The organism is Shewanella sp. SACH (assembly GCF_001887095.2).
Lineage (GTDB): Bacteria > Pseudomonadota > Gammaproteobacteria > Enterobacterales > Shewanellaceae > Shewanella > Shewanella baltica.
Genome location: NZ_MPDG02000004.1, coordinates 65,198 through 84,517 on the forward strand (window position 1 = coordinate 65,198; position 19,320 = coordinate 84,517).

The following is a 19,320-nucleotide window of genomic DNA, read 5'->3' on the forward strand; positions in this document are numbered from 1 at the left end:
GAACCCGACGGTCGGATCAGACGGCTAACGCTTGCTTTAGGCTCTGTGTATCCCACTGTTTATGTTGGTTCATTTCAATAAAGTTGATATTGAACTTACTAAACAGCTTTTTCATTGGCGAGTTGTGTTCTTTGCCAAAATCACTGATCACCATTTTCACTTCAGATGAGTCATGATCTATTAACACATAGTCTAGTCGGCACTCGTGATTTAAATCAGCGTCATGCTGGTCCATTTCAAATACGGTGTCTAGCGGGACATTACAGCAAACATCGTATTTGCCTTCCACTACGGTTTTTAACGATTTAAAAAAGTTAAAACTTTGTTTATCGAACAGTACTGGTTTAAGTTTCATTTCATGATGCTCTGCCTCATCGGGGCCTGCTTTAAAAAACTTAATGCAGGTCATGACGAACATGACAAAAACAAATGGCACTGCTACAAACAGCACGAAATACATAAACGCATAGCTGAGAATGACTGAAGTATTCATAACGCCTCCAATAACCTATTTATTTTTTGTTATCTCTTTTAACGCAACTTTAGTATTAACGTGAAGCGTTTTATTTTTTTTGAACACGATCACATTTAACAATGGCAATTTAATAATAAACAACAAGTTAAGAATTCGATCTCATTACCATTTAGCGCAAATCTCGAATATAAAAATAGATAGTTGATAATCGCCAATGTGAAATTCAATTAAATGAATTTCACCTTTTAAAATTCCAAATTTATCTTTATCACATTTTGAAATATAAAAAACATTAAATCTAAAAACGACACTAGCAGACTGCGATATTATAGTTTTGAAGTTGAGATATGTTTCACATTAAATTTATTTAATGACGCCATAATTAATCGTTCTTTAAAGTATTTGCTCGATAAAAGGGATATAAAAAATGCACATTAGTAACATGGATGGCCTGGATATTCTGAGTTTGAAAATACTCGTTTCATTATATGAGAACAAGTCTGCAACTTATGTCTCTAAGGCTCTTGATATTCCGGCTCCTAAAATAAGTCGTAGCCTTAAAAATCTACGGGAAATTTTTGGTGATGAACTTTTCATTCGTCGTAAATACGGACTATTCCCCAATGAGTTTGCGACCCATTTATATCCAATCGCGAAAGAAGCCATTGAATGTACTGATAAGTTTCATAAGGCCAGAGCCGCAAATGCTAACTTAGTGAAAACGCATATCGAGATTGCTGCTCCCGGCTTGATTGCTTACGCTTTTCCGAAAGCGTTAATGCAGGCCATTAAAGATGAACAGAAGCTGATGCACATTAATATCACCCCTTGGTCTATGCATACGACCCAAGACATTATTAACGGTGATACTACGCTGGGCATTTGCTGCAATAAAAGCACGGCTGATGTGGCCGCCTTTGGCGATAAACTCCTGACGACCACTCTGCAACGCATGGATAAGGTTTACCTTATTGCGAGCCGTAATCATCCGATTTTCAAACGGGAAATCACTTTAGAGACGATTGCAGAATATCCCTATGTAAATACCGACCTCGGCAATCCCAGTTCTAAGCTCAGTCCTTACCAAGAGTTTTGTCTGAAGAGCAACATTAAACTCAATACTGAAATTACCATTACCAGTATTTCAAGTTTGTTTGAATACCTAGGAGAGAGTCAGGCACTGTCGTTATTGCCCTACCGCGTGGTTTACGAGATGGTAAGTGATGTGGCTGAACTGCACACATGCCAGCTATCGCAACTCGAAGCCGAACGTTTATATGCTCATGCCGAAGCGCCAACCATTTTCTTAGTGCAAAAAAATCAGCCAAGCAAAGTGAATGATGATTTAGTGTGGCTAAGTGGACAGATTAAAAAGATTGTTGACCATATTATTTAGCCCAAAGCAGCTTACACAACCCATAGACTAGCCACTGTACAGAGGTGATAGGCATCCCTTGCCTTAGCTTAGGCTCCACCTCAGCCCCCATACAAACCCGCCGAGAATTGTTAAGCCAAGCATACATCTTGGGGCATAAACACGTTACACTAAGCCCATCTTTATCCTAATAGATTCAGCTATGCGGACCGAAAATACAGCCACTCTTAATCTTATTTGGGGCGCCCTTATTCTTGAGGAGTTGGCACGTCTTGGCGTGCAACATGTGTGTATGGCACCGGGCTCGCGCTCGACGCCGTTAACCCTCGCCGCCGCCCAGCAAACTAAACTCCAGCGTCATCTGCATTTTGACGAACGTGGACTCGGCTTTATGGCCTTAGGTCTGGCAAAAGCCAGCCGCGCACCGGTCGCTATCATCACCACCTCGGGTACTGCGGTCGCTAACTTGTATCCTGCGATTGTTGAAGCTTGGCTAACCCACGTGCCTTTGATCGTCTTAAGCGGCGATCGTCCACCCGAATTACTCGGCTGCGGCGCCAATCAAGCCATAGTCCAACCGGGGATTTTTGCGAATTACGCCACCCAAGTGAATTTGCCAACGCCGGATGCGCATATCGCACCGCAGGCATTGCTCACCACAGTGGATGAGGCAGTGGCGAATCAAACTCGTCCAGTGCACATCAACTGCATGTATCGCGAGCCCTTGTACCCGAGTGAACTCAGTGGCGTGATTCTCGATGCCGAATCGCCTTACCTCAAACCACTGCAAACTTGGCTGCAACTCGCCCGCCCGTATACTCAATACGGCAAGAGCAAACAGCTGAGCAGCCCCAGTGACGATGCCATTATGCGGTTCGTCCACGGTAAAGGCGTGATCGTTGTCGGTACACTCACGCCCGAGCAAGATCCACAGCAGCTTATCGCCCTGTCGCAAAAAATCGGTTGGCCGTTACTTACCGATGCCCAGTCGCAACTGCGCCAACATCCCGCGGCGATAGGCAATATCGATCAACTGCTGCAACATCCAAGGGCACGCAATCTATTACAGGAAGCCGATCGCGTACTCGTATTCGGCGGGCGTTTATTGTCAAAACGCGTCATCAGTTATCTCGCCGAGCAAAATTGGCACAGCTACTGGCAAGTGTTACCCGAACAAGACAGGCTAGATCCGAGTCACAATGCGAAGCACATTTGGCATGCCAATGCAGAGCAGTTTGCGGCCTTGAACTGGTATCGTTCATCCTCGGCGAACTGGGCGAATACCTTAATCACCTATAACGATGAATTGCATAACTTATTTGTGCGCAATATCGACCAAGGGGAATTTGGTGAAGCGCAGGTGATACGCGCTATCGCTAATACTCGCCCCTTAGAACAACAGCTTTTTATCGGCAACAGCCTGCCTGTACGCTTGTACGACATGTATGCCCCAGTCAGTTGCTGCACAGCGACCACTTATACCAACCGTGGCGCCTCGGGTATTGACGGCTTGCTCGCCACCGCTTGCGGCATTGCGGCCCACGAAGGCAAGCCCACCAGTTTGATCATCGGTGATTTATCACAACTGCACGATCTCAACTCGCTGGCCATCGCCAAAGGCTTAAGCAGCCCGCTGGTGATCGTGATCCTCAATAACGATGGTGGCAATATCTTTAACTTATTGCCGGTTCCCAATGAACAAGTCCGCAGTGATTATTATCGACTCAGCCATGGCTTAGAATTTGGCTACGCCGCAGCCATGTTTAATCTGCCCTATAATCAAGTGGATAATTTAGCCGATTTTCAAGATAGTTATAATGAAGCGCTGGATTTTCAGGGGGCTTCGATCATTGAAGTCAATGTGAGCCAAAACCAAGCCAGCGACCAAATCGCCGCGCTCAACCTTTGGGTGAAACAAAGCTAATGCCAACCATGGCCCGTTACGGCGATCCTTCACTACCGACCTTAGTGCTACTGCACGGCTTTTTAGGTACTAAGGCCGACTGGTTGCCGTTAATGCCAGCGCTAAGTCAGCACTTTTATTGTATTTGCTTGGATCTGCCGGGCCATGGAGATAATCAAGCTGAAGGGTCGACTGAAGCTAAGCTCGATTTTGACTTTTGCGTCGAAAACATAATGGCGCGGCTCAACAGCCTTAATCCAAGTCCCGAACCGTTTCATCTCTACGGTTATTCCTTAGGCGGGCGTATTGCCTTGCACCTTGCAAAAGCCTATCCGCAGCGCTTGTTAAGTCTGAACCTCGAATCCTGCCATCCAGGGCTGGTGGACCCGCAAGAAAAAACGGCCAGAACCAAGAATGATGCCCAGTGGGCCGAGCGTTTATTGCATCTGGCTAGCAAAGATTTTTTAAACTTGTGGTATCAGCAGCCCGTGTTTGCCGACATGACTGCGGCCAAACGTAAAGCCTTAATCGAGCAGAGATCTGCCGTCTTAGATCAGCATCCCAAACAGCTGCTTAAAGAGGTATTCGTAGCCACTTCACTTGCGCGCCAAGCATCGATGTGGGATGTGCCTTCACAACTTGCCTGTGAGTGCCATTTCTTTGCGGGTAGCCAAGATGCCAAGTTTCACGCCCTCGCCCAAGAGTGGCAATTACACGCGCCTATTCTCGTCCACAGTATTAGCGGCGCCGGACACAACATACACCAAGCAGCTCCCGAGGCATTAATCGCAACAATAGTTAAGCTGCTTGGGTAAATAACAGAATTAAAATGTAGGAAATATATGATCTTAACTTCGCTTAACCTGTATCAATATCGACTACCGCTCGACGTATTATTGCCCGTAGGCAAGCAACGCATCGACCACAGGGCTGGATTAGTATTGCAAGCCTGCGCCAGCGCTAATGTTGGTGGCGAATACAGACAAGTCGAAGTTGAAATCGCCCCACTCTCTGGCATAGATGTCGATGAACAAGTCTTAGTGGGATTTAGCCGCGAAACACTGGCTCAAGTGCAAACGGCGTTAACCGAGTTATTGCCCCTACTCGGCGGTCAGCATATCGATACCCTGCTGGATTACGCCGAGCAAAGTCCTTACCCTTCCTTGGCCTTCGGTTTAAGTCTGTTGCATGCCAAGTTAATGGGCAAACTCGATGCCATTCGTCCACAAACTGCCACAGTCCCTTTGATTTATCATCCAACGGATGCGGGCAATGACTTGCTCGATAGCAAGATTGCGGCGCTCGGCATGCATGTTCACTCGGTGAAAGTTAAAGTCGCGCAGACCTCAATCGAAGACGAACTGAGCCTGATTTATGGCATTTTACGCACCCGCCCCGATCTCAAGCTACGTTTAGACGCAAACCGAGGGTTTACACTGGAACAAGCCATCGAATTTGCCGCTTGTTTGCCCCTAGACACCATCGAATACATAGAAGAGCCTTGCCAGAATCCACAGGATAATCTGGAATTTTATCAAGCGATTGGTATGCCCTACGCCCTCGATGAATCACTTAACGATCCCGATTATCAGTTTGTAATGCAAAGTGGCCTGACTGCGCTCGTCATCAAACCTATGCTGCTCGGCAGTATTGAAAAGCTAGCCCATTTAATCGATACGGCGCAAAGCTATGGCGTGCGTTGCATTATCAGTTCGAGTCTTGAAAGCAGTTTAGGCATTAGCGATCTGGCCCATTTAGCCGCGATTCTCACTCCCGATGAAATCCCAGGACTCGATACCCTCAGCGCCTTTAGCCAAGATTTAATCGTGTCATCGGGTAAAAAACACTGCCTTACTCTGGCGCAACTTGAGCCTATTGCACAACACGCCATTGATTCAACGCCGCAAAGTGATGTTGGTGTAGCCAAGCGTGAGGAAAACTAGTTTGTCTGCTACCCACCTATCGAAGTCGCTAGCACAGTCCCCCGTGCACCAAGCCGCACTGGCGTTTCCACAGCAGACGGCCATCAAGTTGGCGGGACAAGACATTCGTTACTCTGAGCTTAGTCAACGCGTTATCGCACTGGGTCAGCAGCTAAGAGCAGCAGGCATCGCAGAGGGGGAGCCACTCGCCTGTATTGCTGTGAATAACCTCCAGATGATTTGCCTCTATTGGGCCTGCATCGATATCGGGGCGATCTTTTTCCCGATTTCGCCCCGTTTTCCTCTAGCGCAGATCCAAGGCTTAATCGATGAACATCAGATCCACTATGTTTGGCGTGCTGAGATTTCTGATCTGCAGAATTGCAGCCAATTAGCCTTAGATTTTAATCGCCTCAGCAACGAGTTAGCCCAGCCTATCGATGTTACCCGACCCGCCAATGTGATTTTAACGTCGGGGTCTAGCGGTTTTCCAAAAGCGGCAGTCCATTGCTTAGCCAACCATATTGCCAATGCCGAAGGCGCCCGCAGCTTAATCGCGCTCGAACAAGGTGATGCTTGGTTGCTCTCCTTGCCATTATTCCACATCGGTGGTCTAGCGATATTAAACCGCTGTGCCCTAGTCGGTGCCACTGTTGTTATGCCAGACCAAGCGCTAAGTCTTAGTCAGCAAATTAACCAAGATAAGCTGACCCACCTCTCTCTGGTACCTGCACAACTGAGCAAGTTATTAGCCGACACAAGCAGCAAACTTATAACCATCAAAGCCTTACTACTGGGCGGCGGCGCAGTCTCGCTAGACTTACTCGCCGAGCTTAAGCTACGCAATATCGCCAGCTACACAAGTTACGGCATGACAGAAATGGGCTCGCAGATCACCACAGGCCGCGCGTTAAGCGACGGCAGCAGTGGCAAATTACTCCCCAAACGTGAGCTTAAAATCGAAGACAGTGTGATTTGGGTGCGCGGCGAATCCCTGTTTATGGGCTACCTCAGTTCAGAGGGAATAAGAGCTGGCGTGGATCAAGATGGCTGGTTTTATACCAAAGACAGGGGCGAATGGGACGAAAATGGCAATCTGCGCATCCTTGGCCGCGTCGATAACATGTTCATCTGTGGCGGCGAAAACATCCAACCAGAAGAAATCGAAGCCGCACTTAAACAGCACCCACAGATAGACGATGCTATCGTTTTCGCCATCCCCGATGCACAATTTGGCAATCTCCCCGCCGCTATCCTTCGCGGCAGTTTAACTCATCACACAGAATCGATTGCAAGTGAACTCGAATTGTTCCTCGCCGACAAAATCGCCCGTTTCAAACGCCCAAGACAATATTATGTATGGCCAGAAAATCATGAGCAGACAGGACTGAAAGTAAACAGAAAAGCATTAACTAACCTAATTCCAAAAAATGGTTAATCAACTAACACTCAAGGCTACATTCCTTTGTGTCAAGCAGGTCTAGATTTGCAGGTAAGAAACGTTTAATAAACGTATGCTCATCTATCGGTCGTGAAAAACAAAAGCCTTGGCCAGTTGTGCACCCAAGCTGTTGTAACAATATCAATTGCGAATTTGTTTCAATTCCTTCTATTACTAGCTCCATATTAAGTGCTTGTGATAAAGCGATCACACTTGAGATTGCAGCTTGGCATCTTGGCTCAACACTGAGTTCACGTACAAAACAACCATCCAATTTAATTTGTGAGAAAGGTAATTCACATAAACGTGCCAATGAAGAATGTGCAGCACCAAAATCATCTATCGCTAATTCAAATCCTTGCATGCGTAAACGGATTAAATTTTCCATATTCACTGCAGGCGCAGCCAACAGACCCGTCTCTGTGATTTCAAGGGTTATATATTGTGGATTGATATTAAATTTTCTGACCATATCAACAATTCGGTACACTAACTCAGTCGAATTGAGCTGAGATATATCGAGATTGTAAGCGATGGAAATCTGATTTTCTTGCTGCTGCAAACGTTGCTGTAAACAACAACCCTGTTCAAAAAGTTGTAAAAATAACTTATCAAGTAAGCCGTGTGAAATAAGCGGTTCAATAAAGGTGCCAGGATTTAGCAACCCAAAATCAGGATGATGCCAGCGTGCAAGCATTTCTGCGCCTTTCAGACTAAAGCCTGCAACATCAAACTTAGGTTGGTAAAAACCAATGAACTGCCCCAGCTTTAATGCTCGCTCAAAATCCTCGAATACAAAACTTTCGGGATCCCTGCCAATAATCAAACCAGAGGCTATCTGACTCTTTTGGATACGGCTGTACGTAAATCTATCTAACATGCGCTGTAAATTATCCACTGAAGGGCATTTACTTAAATCTCCAAGATATTCAAAATTAAGCATTTTAATCATCTGCGATACAGCGCGTCTGAGCTCTTTATCAATACCGCTAAATAACGCAACAGAAGCAATATTGTATCTCGCTTTTGCTTTACGTAAGAAAGAGAGACCATCTATGCCAGCCATCATGAGGTCACATATCACTATATCCGCAGTATGATGTTCATCGAGCCAAGCAAGCGCATCTTGAGCAGCCCCAAAAGCAAACACCTCAACATTTGCAAGAGACGCAAGATTATGCTCAAGCACCGCCCGCTGAAAGGGGTGGTCTTCTAAGACAATCACTTTAACTTTACCCATTGAATATCCTTTAAAATTAAAATACTACGAATAGAAACGTACCTTTGGCGCCCTTGCCGCAGAAAAGCCGTAATGCCGAGTTTAGATTGTCAGCTATAATTTAAAACGCTAAAGGATCTAAAATCGTGATACAAATACATACAATTGCTGATGAATTAAAAAAGAATGAGAATCTCTATAATTAAATTCATCTAACTTGCATTATTTTACGACTATTATTTAAAAGAAATTGCTGAAAAATATGTAGGAAAAATCTTAATCGCTTAGTTTTATTTCACACTAATGGCTTACAAAGGATAAAATCTGTACTCAATAGTTGCGGAGTTACATGAATGAAAAGAAAAATATTACTAGTCGATGATCATCCGGTTGTTGTTTTAGCACTAAAAATCATTTTGGAACAAAGTGGCTTTGAAGTAATAGCAGAAACCAATAATGGTGTTGATGCATTAAAACTCATTAAGGAGCTATCGCCTGATGCTGTCATTCTCGATATTGGCATTCCTCAACTAGATGGATTAGAAGTAATAGAAAGATCAAGGAAACTACTACCCCCCCCCCAATTTTAGTGTTAACGGCACAACCCTCTGAGCACTTTGTTTCACGCTGCATTCAAGCTGGTGCATCTGGCTTTGTCTCTAAGCAAAAAGACATGGCCGAAGTTACAGGGGCACTTAAAGCAATCCTTACGGGTCATTCCTATTTCCCTATAATGAGTAATAGCAACATGATTTCGAAATCGAGTCAGGATGAGGCTGAACTTGTAAAAAAGCTCTCTACTCGCGAAATGGTTGTACTACAGCAGTTAGCAACAGGTTTATCCAATAAAGAAATAGCTGAACGTATGTTATTAAGTAACAAAACCATTAGCACATATAAGACTAGATTGCTTGAAAAGTTAAACGCGAAGACTTTGGTCGATATAATTGAGATTGCAAAAAGGCAAAGCTTAATATGAAAAAAGTTATTTTAATTTTCGTATTAACATTGTACTCAAATTATTTGTTGGCACACGAAAGTAAATACACAGAATATCATTTAATTGGCTATCCAGAAAAAACAAACTTACCTTTCCTGCTGTCATCGGAAGATATTAATACACTCAAAGACTATAGAGTTTTGAATGTTGGTATCTCAGCCCCTGACTACCCGCCATTTGATATGACGGTCAATGGTGAGCAAGAGATTTATAAAGGGATCAGTGCTGACTATATACATATTATTGCTGACATGCTCAATGTTGACGTCAACATAAAACGTTATATGTCTCGAGAGAAGGTCATCACTGCGGCGCTCAATGGAGAAGTGGACCTAGTTACTACAGCAAATAAATTTGAGCAAATGCATGGTCTCATACTTAGTACGCCTTATACCATAGATAAGCCGTCCGTATTTAGAAATGCTAACTTAGGCGCGCATGAACAAATCAAGTCAATGTCTATGGCCTATGAGTACCTGCCAGATGAAGCGATAACAGATATTTATCCAAATAGGAAATTGCTAAAGTTTTCCTCTCGGCAGGCAGCTGTTGCCGCTGCAGCATTTGGGCAAGTAGACGCTGTAATAGTGGATCAGGTGTCAGCTAATTATCTAATAAACAATAATTTTTCTGGCGATCTTAAATTGGATACACACTTACCACTAAACTCCTATGGCAGCGCATTTGCAACAACGGAGAAAAATAAGGCCTTAGTTAATATCATTAACAACGCTATGCACAATATTTCCCTCGACCAGAGAAAACTGATAAGGAAGCGCTGGAGTGGTGGTGGAAGCACCATTCCTTTTGCCTCAGAACTCCCTATTTTTACGGTAGATGAGACGGCTTGGTTACAAAAAAACCCTAAAATAACAGTGGCAATCAATAGATACGCGGCCCCCCTAACATACCTGGATGATACAAATAATGCAGAAGGATTTGGCATTGAGGTTTTAGAATTAATACAAATGTATTCTGGTTTGAAATTTGACTATGTTGTCAGCAACAGATTTTCTGAACAAATTAGCTCAGTACTCAATAGTAGAGCTATGATGACAATATTTTCCCCTCACGAAGATATCAATAAAACTATTATTTTTACAAAAGAATTCTCTAATTCTCCTTATGTTTTTGTAAAACAAAAAAATATTCAATATCTAGAGACTAACTCGATTGTGGTTCCCGATGGTACTTTCAACGAAAAAATACTCAGGGAGATAAATCCAAATGCAGACATTACGATCAGTGACAATTATCTTGAAGCCTTAAATGATGTAGCAACTGGAGCAGCAAAGACTACTATTGCACCACTTGCTTTAGCAGATTTCTATGTAAACAGTTATTTTAGTGATAATTTAGAAGTAAGTAAGATCATTGATGAAATACCAAAAGCATCAGCAGTATTCGGAATGGCAAGCTCAAACCTATTGCTTAAAAGCATTCTAAATAAAACATTGACTGTTATTCCTCCTGATGAATTACAAACGGCAGAGAATCGCTGGCGTCGTAATGCCCTGCCCGCACGTCAAAGCTGGAAGGATTATAAGTATACTATTTATACTATTGTTATTGCCTCAATGATCATGATTTTGGTCTCAATTATATGGGCGCTTTATACTCATACACATTACCGCAAACGACTCTTAGCCAAGAAAGAACTCAATCAGCAACTGCAGTTTATGCAATCTATCGTTGATGCTATACCACACCCTATCTATGTAAGGAATAGGCACCGTGAACTTACAATGTGCAACGAGAGTTACCTAAATGCTTTTAATGCATCACGCGAAGATTTACTACATAAAACGACAATAGAAGGGACCAGTCGCTCTCAAGAGGCTCCAATAGTGGATAAAGAATATATACAAGCCTTAGAGGATGGTATTGCCGTATTTAAAGATAGAGAACTTCATATAAATGGAAATAAGTACAATATTTATCACTGGTTTAAGTCATATGGAGATGAGTTAGGCAATATCGAAGGTATTATTGGCGGCTGGATAGATGTGAGTGACCGAGTCAAGCTTATAGAAGAACTAGAACATGCTAAAGAAGTGGCTGACAGCGCAAGCCATGCAAAGAGCACTTTCTTAGCAACTATGAGCCATGAAATTCGTACTCCGATGAATGCTATTATTGGTATGTTAGAGCTGGCACTAAAGCGCACTAATACACAACAGTTTGATTTAAACTCTATTAAAGTTGCCTATGATTCAGCCAATGATCTACTCGAACTTATTGGCGATATTCTAGATATTGCTCGCATTGAAGCAGGCCAACTTTCACTGTCGCCCATTAGAGCCAATCTAAAGACTATTGCAACCTCTGTGGTGAGAGTTTTTGATGGGCTGGCAAGACAAAAAGGAATCTCCTTACAACTAGATTTCGATCCTACTATCACTAGAGATGTCTTCGTTGATCCCATGAGGATTAAGCAAATATTGTCAAATTTAATTGGCAATGCGATTAAGTTTACGGATAGCGGCGGAGTGAAAGTAAAAATTCAATCTGCAAATGTCACCTATACAGCGCACACTATTTTATTTACTGTTACAGATACAGGAATTGGTATTTCTAGTCACGACCAACAGAAACTATTTACCCCCTTCAGCCAGGCTCATGGCACACATAATACATATGGTGGAACTGGGCTTGGACTCATGATATGTCGCTCCCTGTGTGAAATGATGAATGGAACATTAACTCTAGAAAGCTCACCAAATCAGGGAACTAAAATCAGCATGATAATCACTTTATCACAACAAGAGGATGACACTTCGACGACTATCGAAGCGACTCAGGCTGAAATTATCACAATAGCACCATTGGATATACTCATTGTCGACGATCATCCCGCGAATCGTTTATTGCTTGCACAGCAATTAAACTATCTTGGTCATAGCATCGAAGAGGCGGAAAATGGGACCATGGCATTGGCCATGTTTAAGAATAAAGAATATCAGATGGTCATTACCGATTGTAATATGCCTGAAATGGATGGCTATGAATTATGTCGTAATATTCGAATATTAGAGCGTAATTTATTAAGAACTCCTATTATTATTGGTTATACTGCCAATGCTCAGAAAGAGGTCAAAATGGCTTGTTTAAATGCGGGTATGAATGATTGCCTCTTCAAACCTATTAGCCTCGCAGAGCTTGACCGAATGCTCAAACAGTTCTCACCAGAGCAAGAGAGCCTTACCTCTGCCCATTTTGAAGCAAAATCAGTAGAGAAATTAACAGGAAATAATACTGACTTAGTGGGCAAACTCCTAAATGAATTACTCAAGAGCAATAAAAGCGACTTGATTTCTCTACAAAAAGCAATTGAAGAGAAAGATCTCAATGCAGTAAAAGATTTTGCCCATAAAATTAAAGGGGCAGCAAGAATAATTGATGCTAAGAGACTAGTTGCAGTATGCGAAAAACTGGAAGACCCAATAAATACTAAACGCATAGACCAATATGCCATACAGTTAAGTATAGCAATATCCTCATTAGAACAGGAGGTTAAATCTTACATACGCACCAATATCGAAAAAAATTAGGGATGACTTTAATACCTTGATGGAAGTAGAACTGGATATGAATTTACTTAAAACGAGAATTAAACTGTTGAACATTGCCATCATCATCAATATATTCTGCATTAATAATAGCTAAATCTTTATTTGATTCGTTAACACTCTTGACTAATATGTTACCCCCTGAGTAAGGGGGTAACATTCCATTATAAAAAGAAGTTTCCACTCCATTAATATTCAGACTAACATTCTGGTAAGTCACAAAATAGGGAGTGTTGTTCTTAATATTTATACGGCCGTCTTCAAACGAAAATTTTTGATACTTGGCAATTTCATTAGTCTCTATGGCAAGATTATCTGGTCGAAGAAATATCTTCATTTGAGTACGTAAAGTAACAATTAATAATTGCCCTTCTTTCTCAACAATATTCTTTGATGGAGAAGGAGGAACTTCATATAAATTTAACCAATATAACTGCTCTTGTTTCTCTGGTGCGTACTCTGAAATATTTAGTAGGCTGATATGTTTATGCTCCTTCGGAGAAAAACGTAATAGACCTGGGTGAGGTAAAATTGGCGCATCAGCGATGTCTGGGCCGGAGTTAACCGAACCATCATCCACCCATAGTTGCACAATCACAGGATAGTCATTCTGATTCACCAGTGAAAGGCCCTGCTCTCTTTGTGAGGCGGAAAATATTATCCGGCTTCTGTCGGCTACAACACCTGCTATGGCGTCTTGATGCATGATAAACAACAACAAAAAACTACTGAACGCGAATGAGTACTTCTGCTTTAGCATAATATTTTCCTGCCGTAGGCATAATGCCAGGTAACTTGCCAAAAATGACTTGGTAGTTATCAATATATTGATAACTGTTTCCAATAGTACCTACCCGATTGCCCAATAAAGGCCGCCAGCCGTCCTTTTTAGCATCATATTGCGCATCTAGACTTGTTCTATTCTCAAAATTCAAAAATGGTTGATCAACACCATCGTTACGAACTAACGTTACACCGACACCTTTAGCCACATTATTATCTCCATAGGCATCACTCACTAAATATGTCACAGCATCTAAATTTGTAAGACCTAATGCTCTTGCCTTTTGGTAGTTACTAGCGTCAATTTTAAAAGCAATTGCGTTGGCATTTACTGCTAGGCCATTGATATTGGCGCTCGCTTGGCAACGATAATTTATCTGAATATTGGCCTCTCGAGTGACTCCGCGCTTTAACTCATCAATTGTCACAGTCGGAAACAGAACGTAAGGAGTGACACTCGTTACGGCACAGCCGCCAGCTCTACGTGTATACAGCTGCTTGTATAAGCTGATATTTCCAGGCCAATTACCATACCATCCAGGATAATGGGTAGTATGATCACGCCCTTCTTCAGGATAAGCCAAACCTGGCCCACCAAATGCGATATAAGCAGCAGGTTGGTTATAACTATAAGCCGTAGTTTGGGTATATCCTCTGATATCACCTATCCGAAATAACTCCACCGTTATATCGCTGAAGTTCTTTGCTTTCACAAGTATTCGTCCCTGAGCATCTCGGTCTAATCCACGTAGTGAACGATATTGCCACAGCTTAGAAAAATATTGTCCTGTCGAATTATTTTTCACTCTCGTAACGAGATTTTTTACATAAGTTGCGTAACCGCGCTCGACTCCATAAGCAACGCCATCCTCGTGCTGTCCCGAAAAGGCATTATCCGCATTGACTGAATAGATCTCATAAAGCCCATTCTCATCAGCTGCATCACAACGAAAAAGAACTTGTTCAGGATCATACCCTCCCTCTTGGCCATATGTAGTAAAAGGGACAATACTCGAGCCCAGTAAAGTACCATTTGGTTGAAAACTTTCATCGGTAATATTTACCACGGGTAAATTGAGTATTCCTCTGTTCGCATCAAATGCCCCGCTCCACATCGCAGTTCTGCCATATGCTGGATCGACATAATAGCTATTAGCGGGGTTAGTTGTTGTTGTCGATATTTTTAAGCACTGAGCAGAGACAGGCTGAGTCATTACCGTGGCCAGCCAAAGGCAACAAATTAGTAACAAGTTCAATTTTGCATTTTTCATAGTAAGTTCTTAACCTTTTTAACCACAGATAATCGGGATCCGTTGTAAAATGTCTCCTTTTAGCTCTAATGCATAATCAAAATGACATTGTTGAGTATCCTGCTCTCCCCATTGAATATTAAGCTGCCCGTTCGCCTTAGACGTTCTGACATAAGCCATACCTGCTTGGCCAACCATCCCCAAAACTTGCCCATCCTCGTCAATGACCTCTGCACCAATAGGGATTACTCCGCCATCCACCCGCTGGGTCATAAATAAGGCAGCGATGCCATGCCGAGTATCAAACTTCATTTTAACGATTGCTCCAGCATAAGGTGCAACCTGTTGCTGAGTATCAAGAAGCTCTGTGCTACTTAGCATATTGCCAGTATCAAGTGTGATCCTATTTGAACGGTAAGGTGTCAGTGAAGGAATAATGGCATAGCCTCGAGTATCGATCTCTGTCCCCCAACTATTGGTCACCCTTGCGCCAGTAGCACCATCAGCTTCAACAATCGCAAACGTATCACTTAGATTTTGGCTTAATGTTATGCCTCCTGAATGAGCAACAATTGCACCACTAAGCCCAGCACTAAGCTGCTGATATGAATCGGCGATAGAATAACTACCAGTGGCCGTCGCTTGGCTAAAACGTTTCTGTGTATTCAAACTCAAACTTTCACTGGTGCTGACTTCTTGTTGAACACTTGTGTTAACACCGTATGTCCATGTTTTATCATCAAGAACAGTTCCTGAGAGCCCTAAACTATAATTATTCAGTCCTCTAGATGAGTTACTAGCACCCAAATTCAGCATACTCGACTGACGGCCCCCTAAAGGAATAGATACTGTTAAGCTAACAAGATCCTCTTTTATCCTACTCGTATCAAAACTATCCATAGAAATAACTGGATTTACATTTGTTTCCATTGATATAGGTAGCTGACTCATATATTGACGCGAGAAGGTTAGCCCCACATTCCAGTGACCTAAACTTATCGAGTAGCCAAGTTGTAATTGATCGTCATCATCACGGCCATCTCGATATTGCCGCTTGGAACCATTTAAATAGACAAAACCCAAATCACCCAAACTCTGATTAAGGCTTAAGCTCATTTCCGCTCGTTGTCGATAGGTTTCCGATTCAAATAAATTCTTGTTTTCAAGTGTCTTTCTTAGCCCTAATACATCATTTAACTCAAGAAAAGACTCTGTTGAGTAATGATAACCAGCAAGTGAAAGAGATGTGCCGGTACTAAATGAATGACTATAGTTAAGCCCTAAACGCCAACCATATTTCCAATCATCAAAACTCCATTGGTTAGAAATACGCGAGCTAGAATGTACTGCAGTTAAACCAAAGGCCCCCCATTCTGTTCCTATGACAGTTCCAAGACTTAAAGCCAAATAGTCATCAGCTAATCGAGCACCACTATTAAGAGTAAGCGCATTACTCAAACCATACTCAAAAGTCGCATCTGCAAAATAGTCACCAGAACCCAAATAGGATACTTCACCGACTGAAAATGCATATTGGGAGTGACCCTCACGTAATGAACCTGGTACAGCACTAAATGGCACAGTAAAAGTTAAGACTTTGCCATCGGCTTCCGTCACTTCAACCAAAAGATCGCCTTCATAACTTGTAGGATATAAATCATTAATAATAAAAGGACCTGCGGCAACTGTTGTCTGGTATATACTCACGCCATTCTGCTTGATCACCACCTTTGCAGTGGTACTTGCCAGCCCCCTGACGACAGGTGCATACCCTCGCTGAGAGTCTGGCAACATACGATTATCAGTCTGAAGCTGAATACCTGAAAAACCTAAACTACCAAAGACATTACCACGTGTATAAGTTTCCCCAAGCAATAACTCGCTTCCCATTTCAGGTAATGCGCGTATTGCATATGTCCGTATTGAGGTGAAACTTTCCTGCGAGTCACGATTAACCTCACTGTAGTGATAACTCGACTGATTTCTCAGTCGCCATAGTCCCCAATTTATACCAGAATTAACACCCGTATAAAAAGCGCGCATATCGCTACTAGCACTACGGCTATTCGTCTGATAAAAGTTACTGTTATAGCTAACAAAGCCAGCATTTTCACCCGTGCTCCAAGAGGCAGGATCAACGAATCCACGCGGGGTCTGCTGTAGATAGGCCTGAGGAATAGTAATGTCTAATCTTAACTTTTCTGAATTAAACTGTGTTGACACACCTCTTACAATAGAATCTGGTGATGCACACTCAGCTTTTCCAAACGATTCGTCATCAATATAGGTCGAAATGACGTTTGTTTCATGCCAAAAATTAATATCTAAGCAAGGAAATATTTTATCCGAGCCACTATCAACAAAATCTATTACTTGTCTTTTAAAATAAGTATTATTGATATAAATATCTACTTGATATTGACCAGGGATAATGTCTGACTTTGAATTAAAACGAGATAGATAATTATCGCCATATCCGCCGCCAAATAACAAACTATCATCAAAAGTGTAATCTTGAAAGTCTTCTAGTAACTCATCCGCCACTACTGGTGACAAAACCATTTTAGCAAATAAAAAAAACAGTAGTGCACTTAGTTTTGCATAAAAAAACGTGACAGATTTATTCATAATAAAATTTACTTAGTATTTATTTTTGACTGTATATTCACGTGTAACGAAACCGCCGAAATCATTAACCAAAGTGAATTCGACAGTCATTGGGTATGTCAAAACAAATTGTTGATTTTTAACTTCAAATGTAAATATTGACTTAGGCTCAACCATGTTAACAGGTATTACTAACTCTTGTTTTCCTGAGGTAATTTTCATATCAACAAAAGACGCAAAAAAAGCTGATCCATTGTCAACCTCAACAGCCACACCATTATTTTCATACTTAATATTGAATTTAATATCCTTATACATATCATCTGGATTTAATTTTAGTTCTATTGGCCTATAAAATATTTTAACTCGGTTTTTTAACATGACGAGCATTTGATTATCTCCAGCGTTAGCCTTAGCTAATGGAGGTATCTGTAAGAAGTTTAAATAAAAAATACTCTCACGATCCTTAGGTAATTCATCGCCACTATAGATTAAGCGAATTAATTGACCTCGCTTTGGCTCTATTCTAAAAATAGCAGGTAAAACTACAAAAGGACCGTCAGCATTATCAGGTGTCGACTCTGGACTATGAGTATCAGTCCACACCTGAACAACATTTGGAAATGCATCATTGTTTGTTAACTGAACAGTACGCTCTTTAGCATCACTTGGATAAATAACACGAGTATTAGTCATCACAACACTGGCATTTACGAAATAGACCTGAAAAAAGATTACTATAAAGAATGATACTCGAAGTAATACAAAAGAGAGTTGCATAAATTTTCCATCAAAAAGAAGGCTCACCCTGCATTAGAGTGAGCTCAAACAAGACAGGGCTAATACTATTACTGATAAGAAATTGCGTATTGAACAGCACTAACAACACGACCTGCTGTTGCACTGCCAGCTTCAGAGATATATTGCACAGCAAAATCATGGGAGGCAGAATTTGCACCTGCAGCAATATTTAATCCATCAACAGTACTTCCTGTTGTTAAATTAACGCCAGTTCCACCCATTGAATCAAGGATTTGTAGTGCTACATTTGTTGCTGTACCTGTATTGCCCAAGTTACCACCTGCTGTAACGTTATTAGCTACAAATACAGTTTTTATAGGTAATGCTTTCGTTGCATTAACAGTACAACCGCTGACCGATATGGTAAATGGAGTTTCACCCGCCACAGCACCTGCTGTTGCAAGCTCAGCTGTAGAAACTGTTGGTAACAAGACTGTTGGGTTGGCAGCATTACCATTAATGGCCACTTCACAGGTTTGATCAGATACTTCACCTAAGAATGTAATAGTATTATTAGCTTGGGCATTAGCCCCAAATAATGCACTTAAAACTAAAATTGACAGTGTTAATTTTTTCATCTCACATCCTACTTTATGGAAATATTAAGGTTATGGCTCATCGAAGCTGGGTACACGATAGCAATAACGTTAAAAATTACACATAGGACTAGCCTTGCGCTCTTGTAGGAAATTTCTGAAGGCAAAATTACTTATTATTTAAAAGGCAATTTAAAATAAAAATCGCCTTTATTGAAATAATAAAAGTTAAAATTAATTATAATTAAGGGAAATAATTACTTCCCCCTCATTTTTTCGACTAAATACTAAGTTATTAAGTTGCTTGAATTCAGTTGATATAACAAGTTTTTTGTCACTATGTATTGTATTTACAAACACTTGAGGAATTATAGCCTGAGAGATAAATTGATTGAGATTCTGGTCATAACAAGAAATTGTAGATAGATCGGAGTAACAA

Annotated in this window: 15 protein-coding genes; 8 read left to right on the forward strand and 7 right to left on the reverse strand. The window is 41.7% G+C overall.

From position 1 onward, the window contains the following. Positions 1-16: 16 nt before the first annotated feature. Complete coding sequence (locus BM607_RS15825; RefSeq protein WP_006079641.1) at positions 17-493, reverse strand: DUF2726 domain-containing protein; 477 nt, start codon at positions 491-493, stop codon at positions 17-19. A 409-nt stretch (positions 494-902) separates the two neighbouring features. Between BM607_RS15825 and BM607_RS15830 the strand changes: the two genes are divergently transcribed. From BM607_RS15830 to menE, 5 genes are all read left to right on the forward strand, one after another. Next, the gene (locus tag BM607_RS15830; RefSeq protein WP_012197786.1) at positions 903-1,871 is read left to right on the forward strand and encodes a LysR family transcriptional regulator; all 969 of its coding nucleotides are present in this window, start codon (positions 903-905) and stop codon (positions 1,869-1,871) included. A gap of 181 nt (positions 1,872-2,052) precedes the next feature. Then, positions 2,053-3,774 carry a 2-succinyl-5-enolpyruvyl-6-hydroxy-3-cyclohexene-1-carboxylic-acid synthase gene (gene menD / locus BM607_RS15835; RefSeq protein ID WP_071940345.1) on the forward strand — a complete coding sequence of 574 codons (1,722 nt, stop codon included), beginning with the start codon at positions 2,053-2,055 and terminating at the stop codon, positions 3,772-3,774. Further along, a complete protein-coding gene (gene menH / locus BM607_RS15840) occupies positions 3,774-4,568 on the forward strand; it encodes a 2-succinyl-6-hydroxy-2,4-cyclohexadiene-1-carboxylate synthase (protein ID WP_071940344.1) in 795 nt (264 codons plus the stop codon). The genes menD and menH overlap by 1 nt, the downstream gene beginning before the upstream one ends. A 27-nt stretch (positions 4,569-4,595) precedes the next feature. Beyond that, positions 4,596-5,696, forward strand: coding sequence for an o-succinylbenzoate synthase (gene menC, locus BM607_RS15845; RefSeq protein ID WP_071940343.1), 1,101 nt, complete (start codon positions 4,596-4,598; stop codon positions 5,694-5,696). Between the two features lies 1 nt (position 5,697). Then, entirely contained in the window at positions 5,698-7,113 is a 1,416-nt protein-coding gene (menE, locus tag BM607_RS15850) for an o-succinylbenzoate--CoA ligase (RefSeq protein WP_071940342.1), read from the forward strand. 4 nt (positions 7,114-7,117) lie between these two features. On the opposite strand, the gene BM607_RS15855 is transcribed toward menE, so the two are convergent. Beyond that, complete coding sequence (locus BM607_RS15855) at positions 7,118-8,356, reverse strand: EAL domain-containing response regulator (RefSeq protein ID WP_071940341.1); 1,239 nt, start codon at positions 8,354-8,356, stop codon at positions 7,118-7,120. 332 nt (positions 8,357-8,688) lie between these two features. Here BM607_RS15855 and BM607_RS22175 point away from each other — a divergent pair, with 332 nt between their 5' ends. From BM607_RS22175 to BM607_RS15865, 3 genes are all read left to right on the forward strand, one after another. Beyond that, positions 8,689-8,925 carry a response regulator transcription factor gene (locus tag BM607_RS22175; protein WP_249269599.1) on the forward strand — a complete coding sequence of 79 codons (237 nt, stop codon included), beginning with the start codon at positions 8,689-8,691 and terminating at the stop codon, positions 8,923-8,925. An 83-nt stretch (positions 8,926-9,008) separates the two neighbouring features. Then, the gene (locus BM607_RS22180) at positions 9,009-9,314 is read left to right on the forward strand and encodes a response regulator transcription factor (RefSeq protein ID WP_249269600.1); all 306 of its coding nucleotides are present in this window, start codon (positions 9,009-9,011) and stop codon (positions 9,312-9,314) included. Next, complete coding sequence (locus BM607_RS15865) at positions 9,311-12,886, forward strand: transporter substrate-binding domain-containing protein (protein ID WP_071940340.1); 3,576 nt, start codon at positions 9,311-9,313, stop codon at positions 12,884-12,886. The genes BM607_RS22180 and BM607_RS15865 overlap by 4 nt, the downstream gene beginning before the upstream one ends. A 43-nt stretch (positions 12,887-12,929) precedes the next feature. Here the strand turns inward: BM607_RS15865 and BM607_RS15870 are convergent, their stop codons facing one another. The 5 genes from BM607_RS15870 to BM607_RS15890 all read right to left on the reverse strand — a co-directional run bounded on the left by BM607_RS15870 (position 12,930) and on the right by BM607_RS15890 (position 18,923). After that, a complete protein-coding gene (locus tag BM607_RS15870; RefSeq protein WP_083548644.1) occupies positions 12,930-13,664 on the reverse strand; it encodes a molecular chaperone in 735 nt (244 codons plus the stop codon). After that, positions 13,630-14,958 carry a fimbrial protein gene (locus BM607_RS15875; RefSeq protein ID WP_071940339.1) on the reverse strand — a complete coding sequence of 443 codons (1,329 nt, stop codon included), beginning with the start codon at positions 14,956-14,958 and terminating at the stop codon, positions 13,630-13,632. Before BM607_RS15875 ends, BM607_RS15870 begins: the two co-directional genes overlap by 35 nt. Before the next feature lie 18 nt (positions 14,959-14,976). Continuing rightward, positions 14,977-17,565 carry a fimbria/pilus outer membrane usher protein gene (locus tag BM607_RS15880; protein WP_249269601.1) on the reverse strand — a complete coding sequence of 863 codons (2,589 nt, stop codon included), beginning with the start codon at positions 17,563-17,565 and terminating at the stop codon, positions 14,977-14,979. Between the two features lie 12 nt (positions 17,566-17,577). Continuing rightward, positions 17,578-18,324 carry a molecular chaperone gene (locus tag BM607_RS15885; protein WP_083548642.1) on the reverse strand — a complete coding sequence of 249 codons (747 nt, stop codon included), beginning with the start codon at positions 18,322-18,324 and terminating at the stop codon, positions 17,578-17,580. 68 nt (positions 18,325-18,392) lie between these two features. After that, positions 18,393-18,923, reverse strand: coding sequence for a fimbrial protein (locus BM607_RS15890; RefSeq protein WP_071940338.1), 531 nt, complete (start codon positions 18,921-18,923; stop codon positions 18,393-18,395). Positions 18,924-19,320: the final 397 nt, after the last annotated feature.

Excerpts from the sequence above, each read along its gene's own strand:
- menC (WP_071940343.1), top strand. The coding sequence starts at position 4,596 with ATGATCTTAACTTCGCTTAACCTGTATCAATATCGACTACCGCTCGAC.
- BM607_RS15825 (WP_006079641.1), bottom strand. The coding sequence starts at position 493 with ATGAATACTTCAGTCATTCTCAGCTATGCGTTTATGTATTTCGTGCTG.
- BM607_RS15865 (WP_071940340.1), top strand. The coding sequence starts at position 9,311 with ATGAAAAAAGTTATTTTAATTTTCGTATTAACATTGTACTCAAATTAT.
- BM607_RS15875 (WP_071940339.1), bottom strand. The coding sequence starts at position 14,958 with ATGAAAAATGCAAAATTGAACTTGTTACTAATTTGTTGCCTTTGGCTG.
- BM607_RS22175 (WP_249269599.1), top strand. The coding sequence starts at position 8,689 with ATGAAAAGAAAAATATTACTAGTCGATGATCATCCGGTTGTTGTTTTA.
- BM607_RS15830 (WP_012197786.1), top strand. The coding sequence starts at position 903 with ATGCACATTAGTAACATGGATGGCCTGGATATTCTGAGTTTGAAAATA.
- BM607_RS15885 (WP_083548642.1), bottom strand. The coding sequence starts at position 18,324 with ATGCAACTCTCTTTTGTATTACTTCGAGTATCATTCTTTATAGTAATC.
- BM607_RS15880 (WP_249269601.1), bottom strand. The coding sequence starts at position 17,565 with ATGAATAAATCTGTCACGTTTTTTTATGCAAAACTAAGTGCACTACTG.
- menD (WP_071940345.1), top strand. The coding sequence starts at position 2,053 with ATGCGGACCGAAAATACAGCCACTCTTAATCTTATTTGGGGCGCCCTT.
- BM607_RS15855 (WP_071940341.1), bottom strand. The coding sequence starts at position 8,356 with ATGGGTAAAGTTAAAGTGATTGTCTTAGAAGACCACCCCTTTCAGCGG.
- menH (WP_071940344.1), top strand. The coding sequence starts at position 3,774 with ATGCCAACCATGGCCCGTTACGGCGATCCTTCACTACCGACCTTAGTG.
- BM607_RS15890 (WP_071940338.1), bottom strand. The coding sequence starts at position 18,923 with ATGAAAAAATTAACACTGTCAATTTTAGTTTTAAGTGCATTATTTGGG.
- BM607_RS22180 (WP_249269600.1), top strand. The coding sequence starts at position 9,009 with ATGGCCGAAGTTACAGGGGCACTTAAAGCAATCCTTACGGGTCATTCC.
- BM607_RS15870 (WP_083548644.1), bottom strand. The coding sequence starts at position 13,664 with ATGCTAAAGCAGAAGTACTCATTCGCGTTCAGTAGTTTTTTGTTGTTG.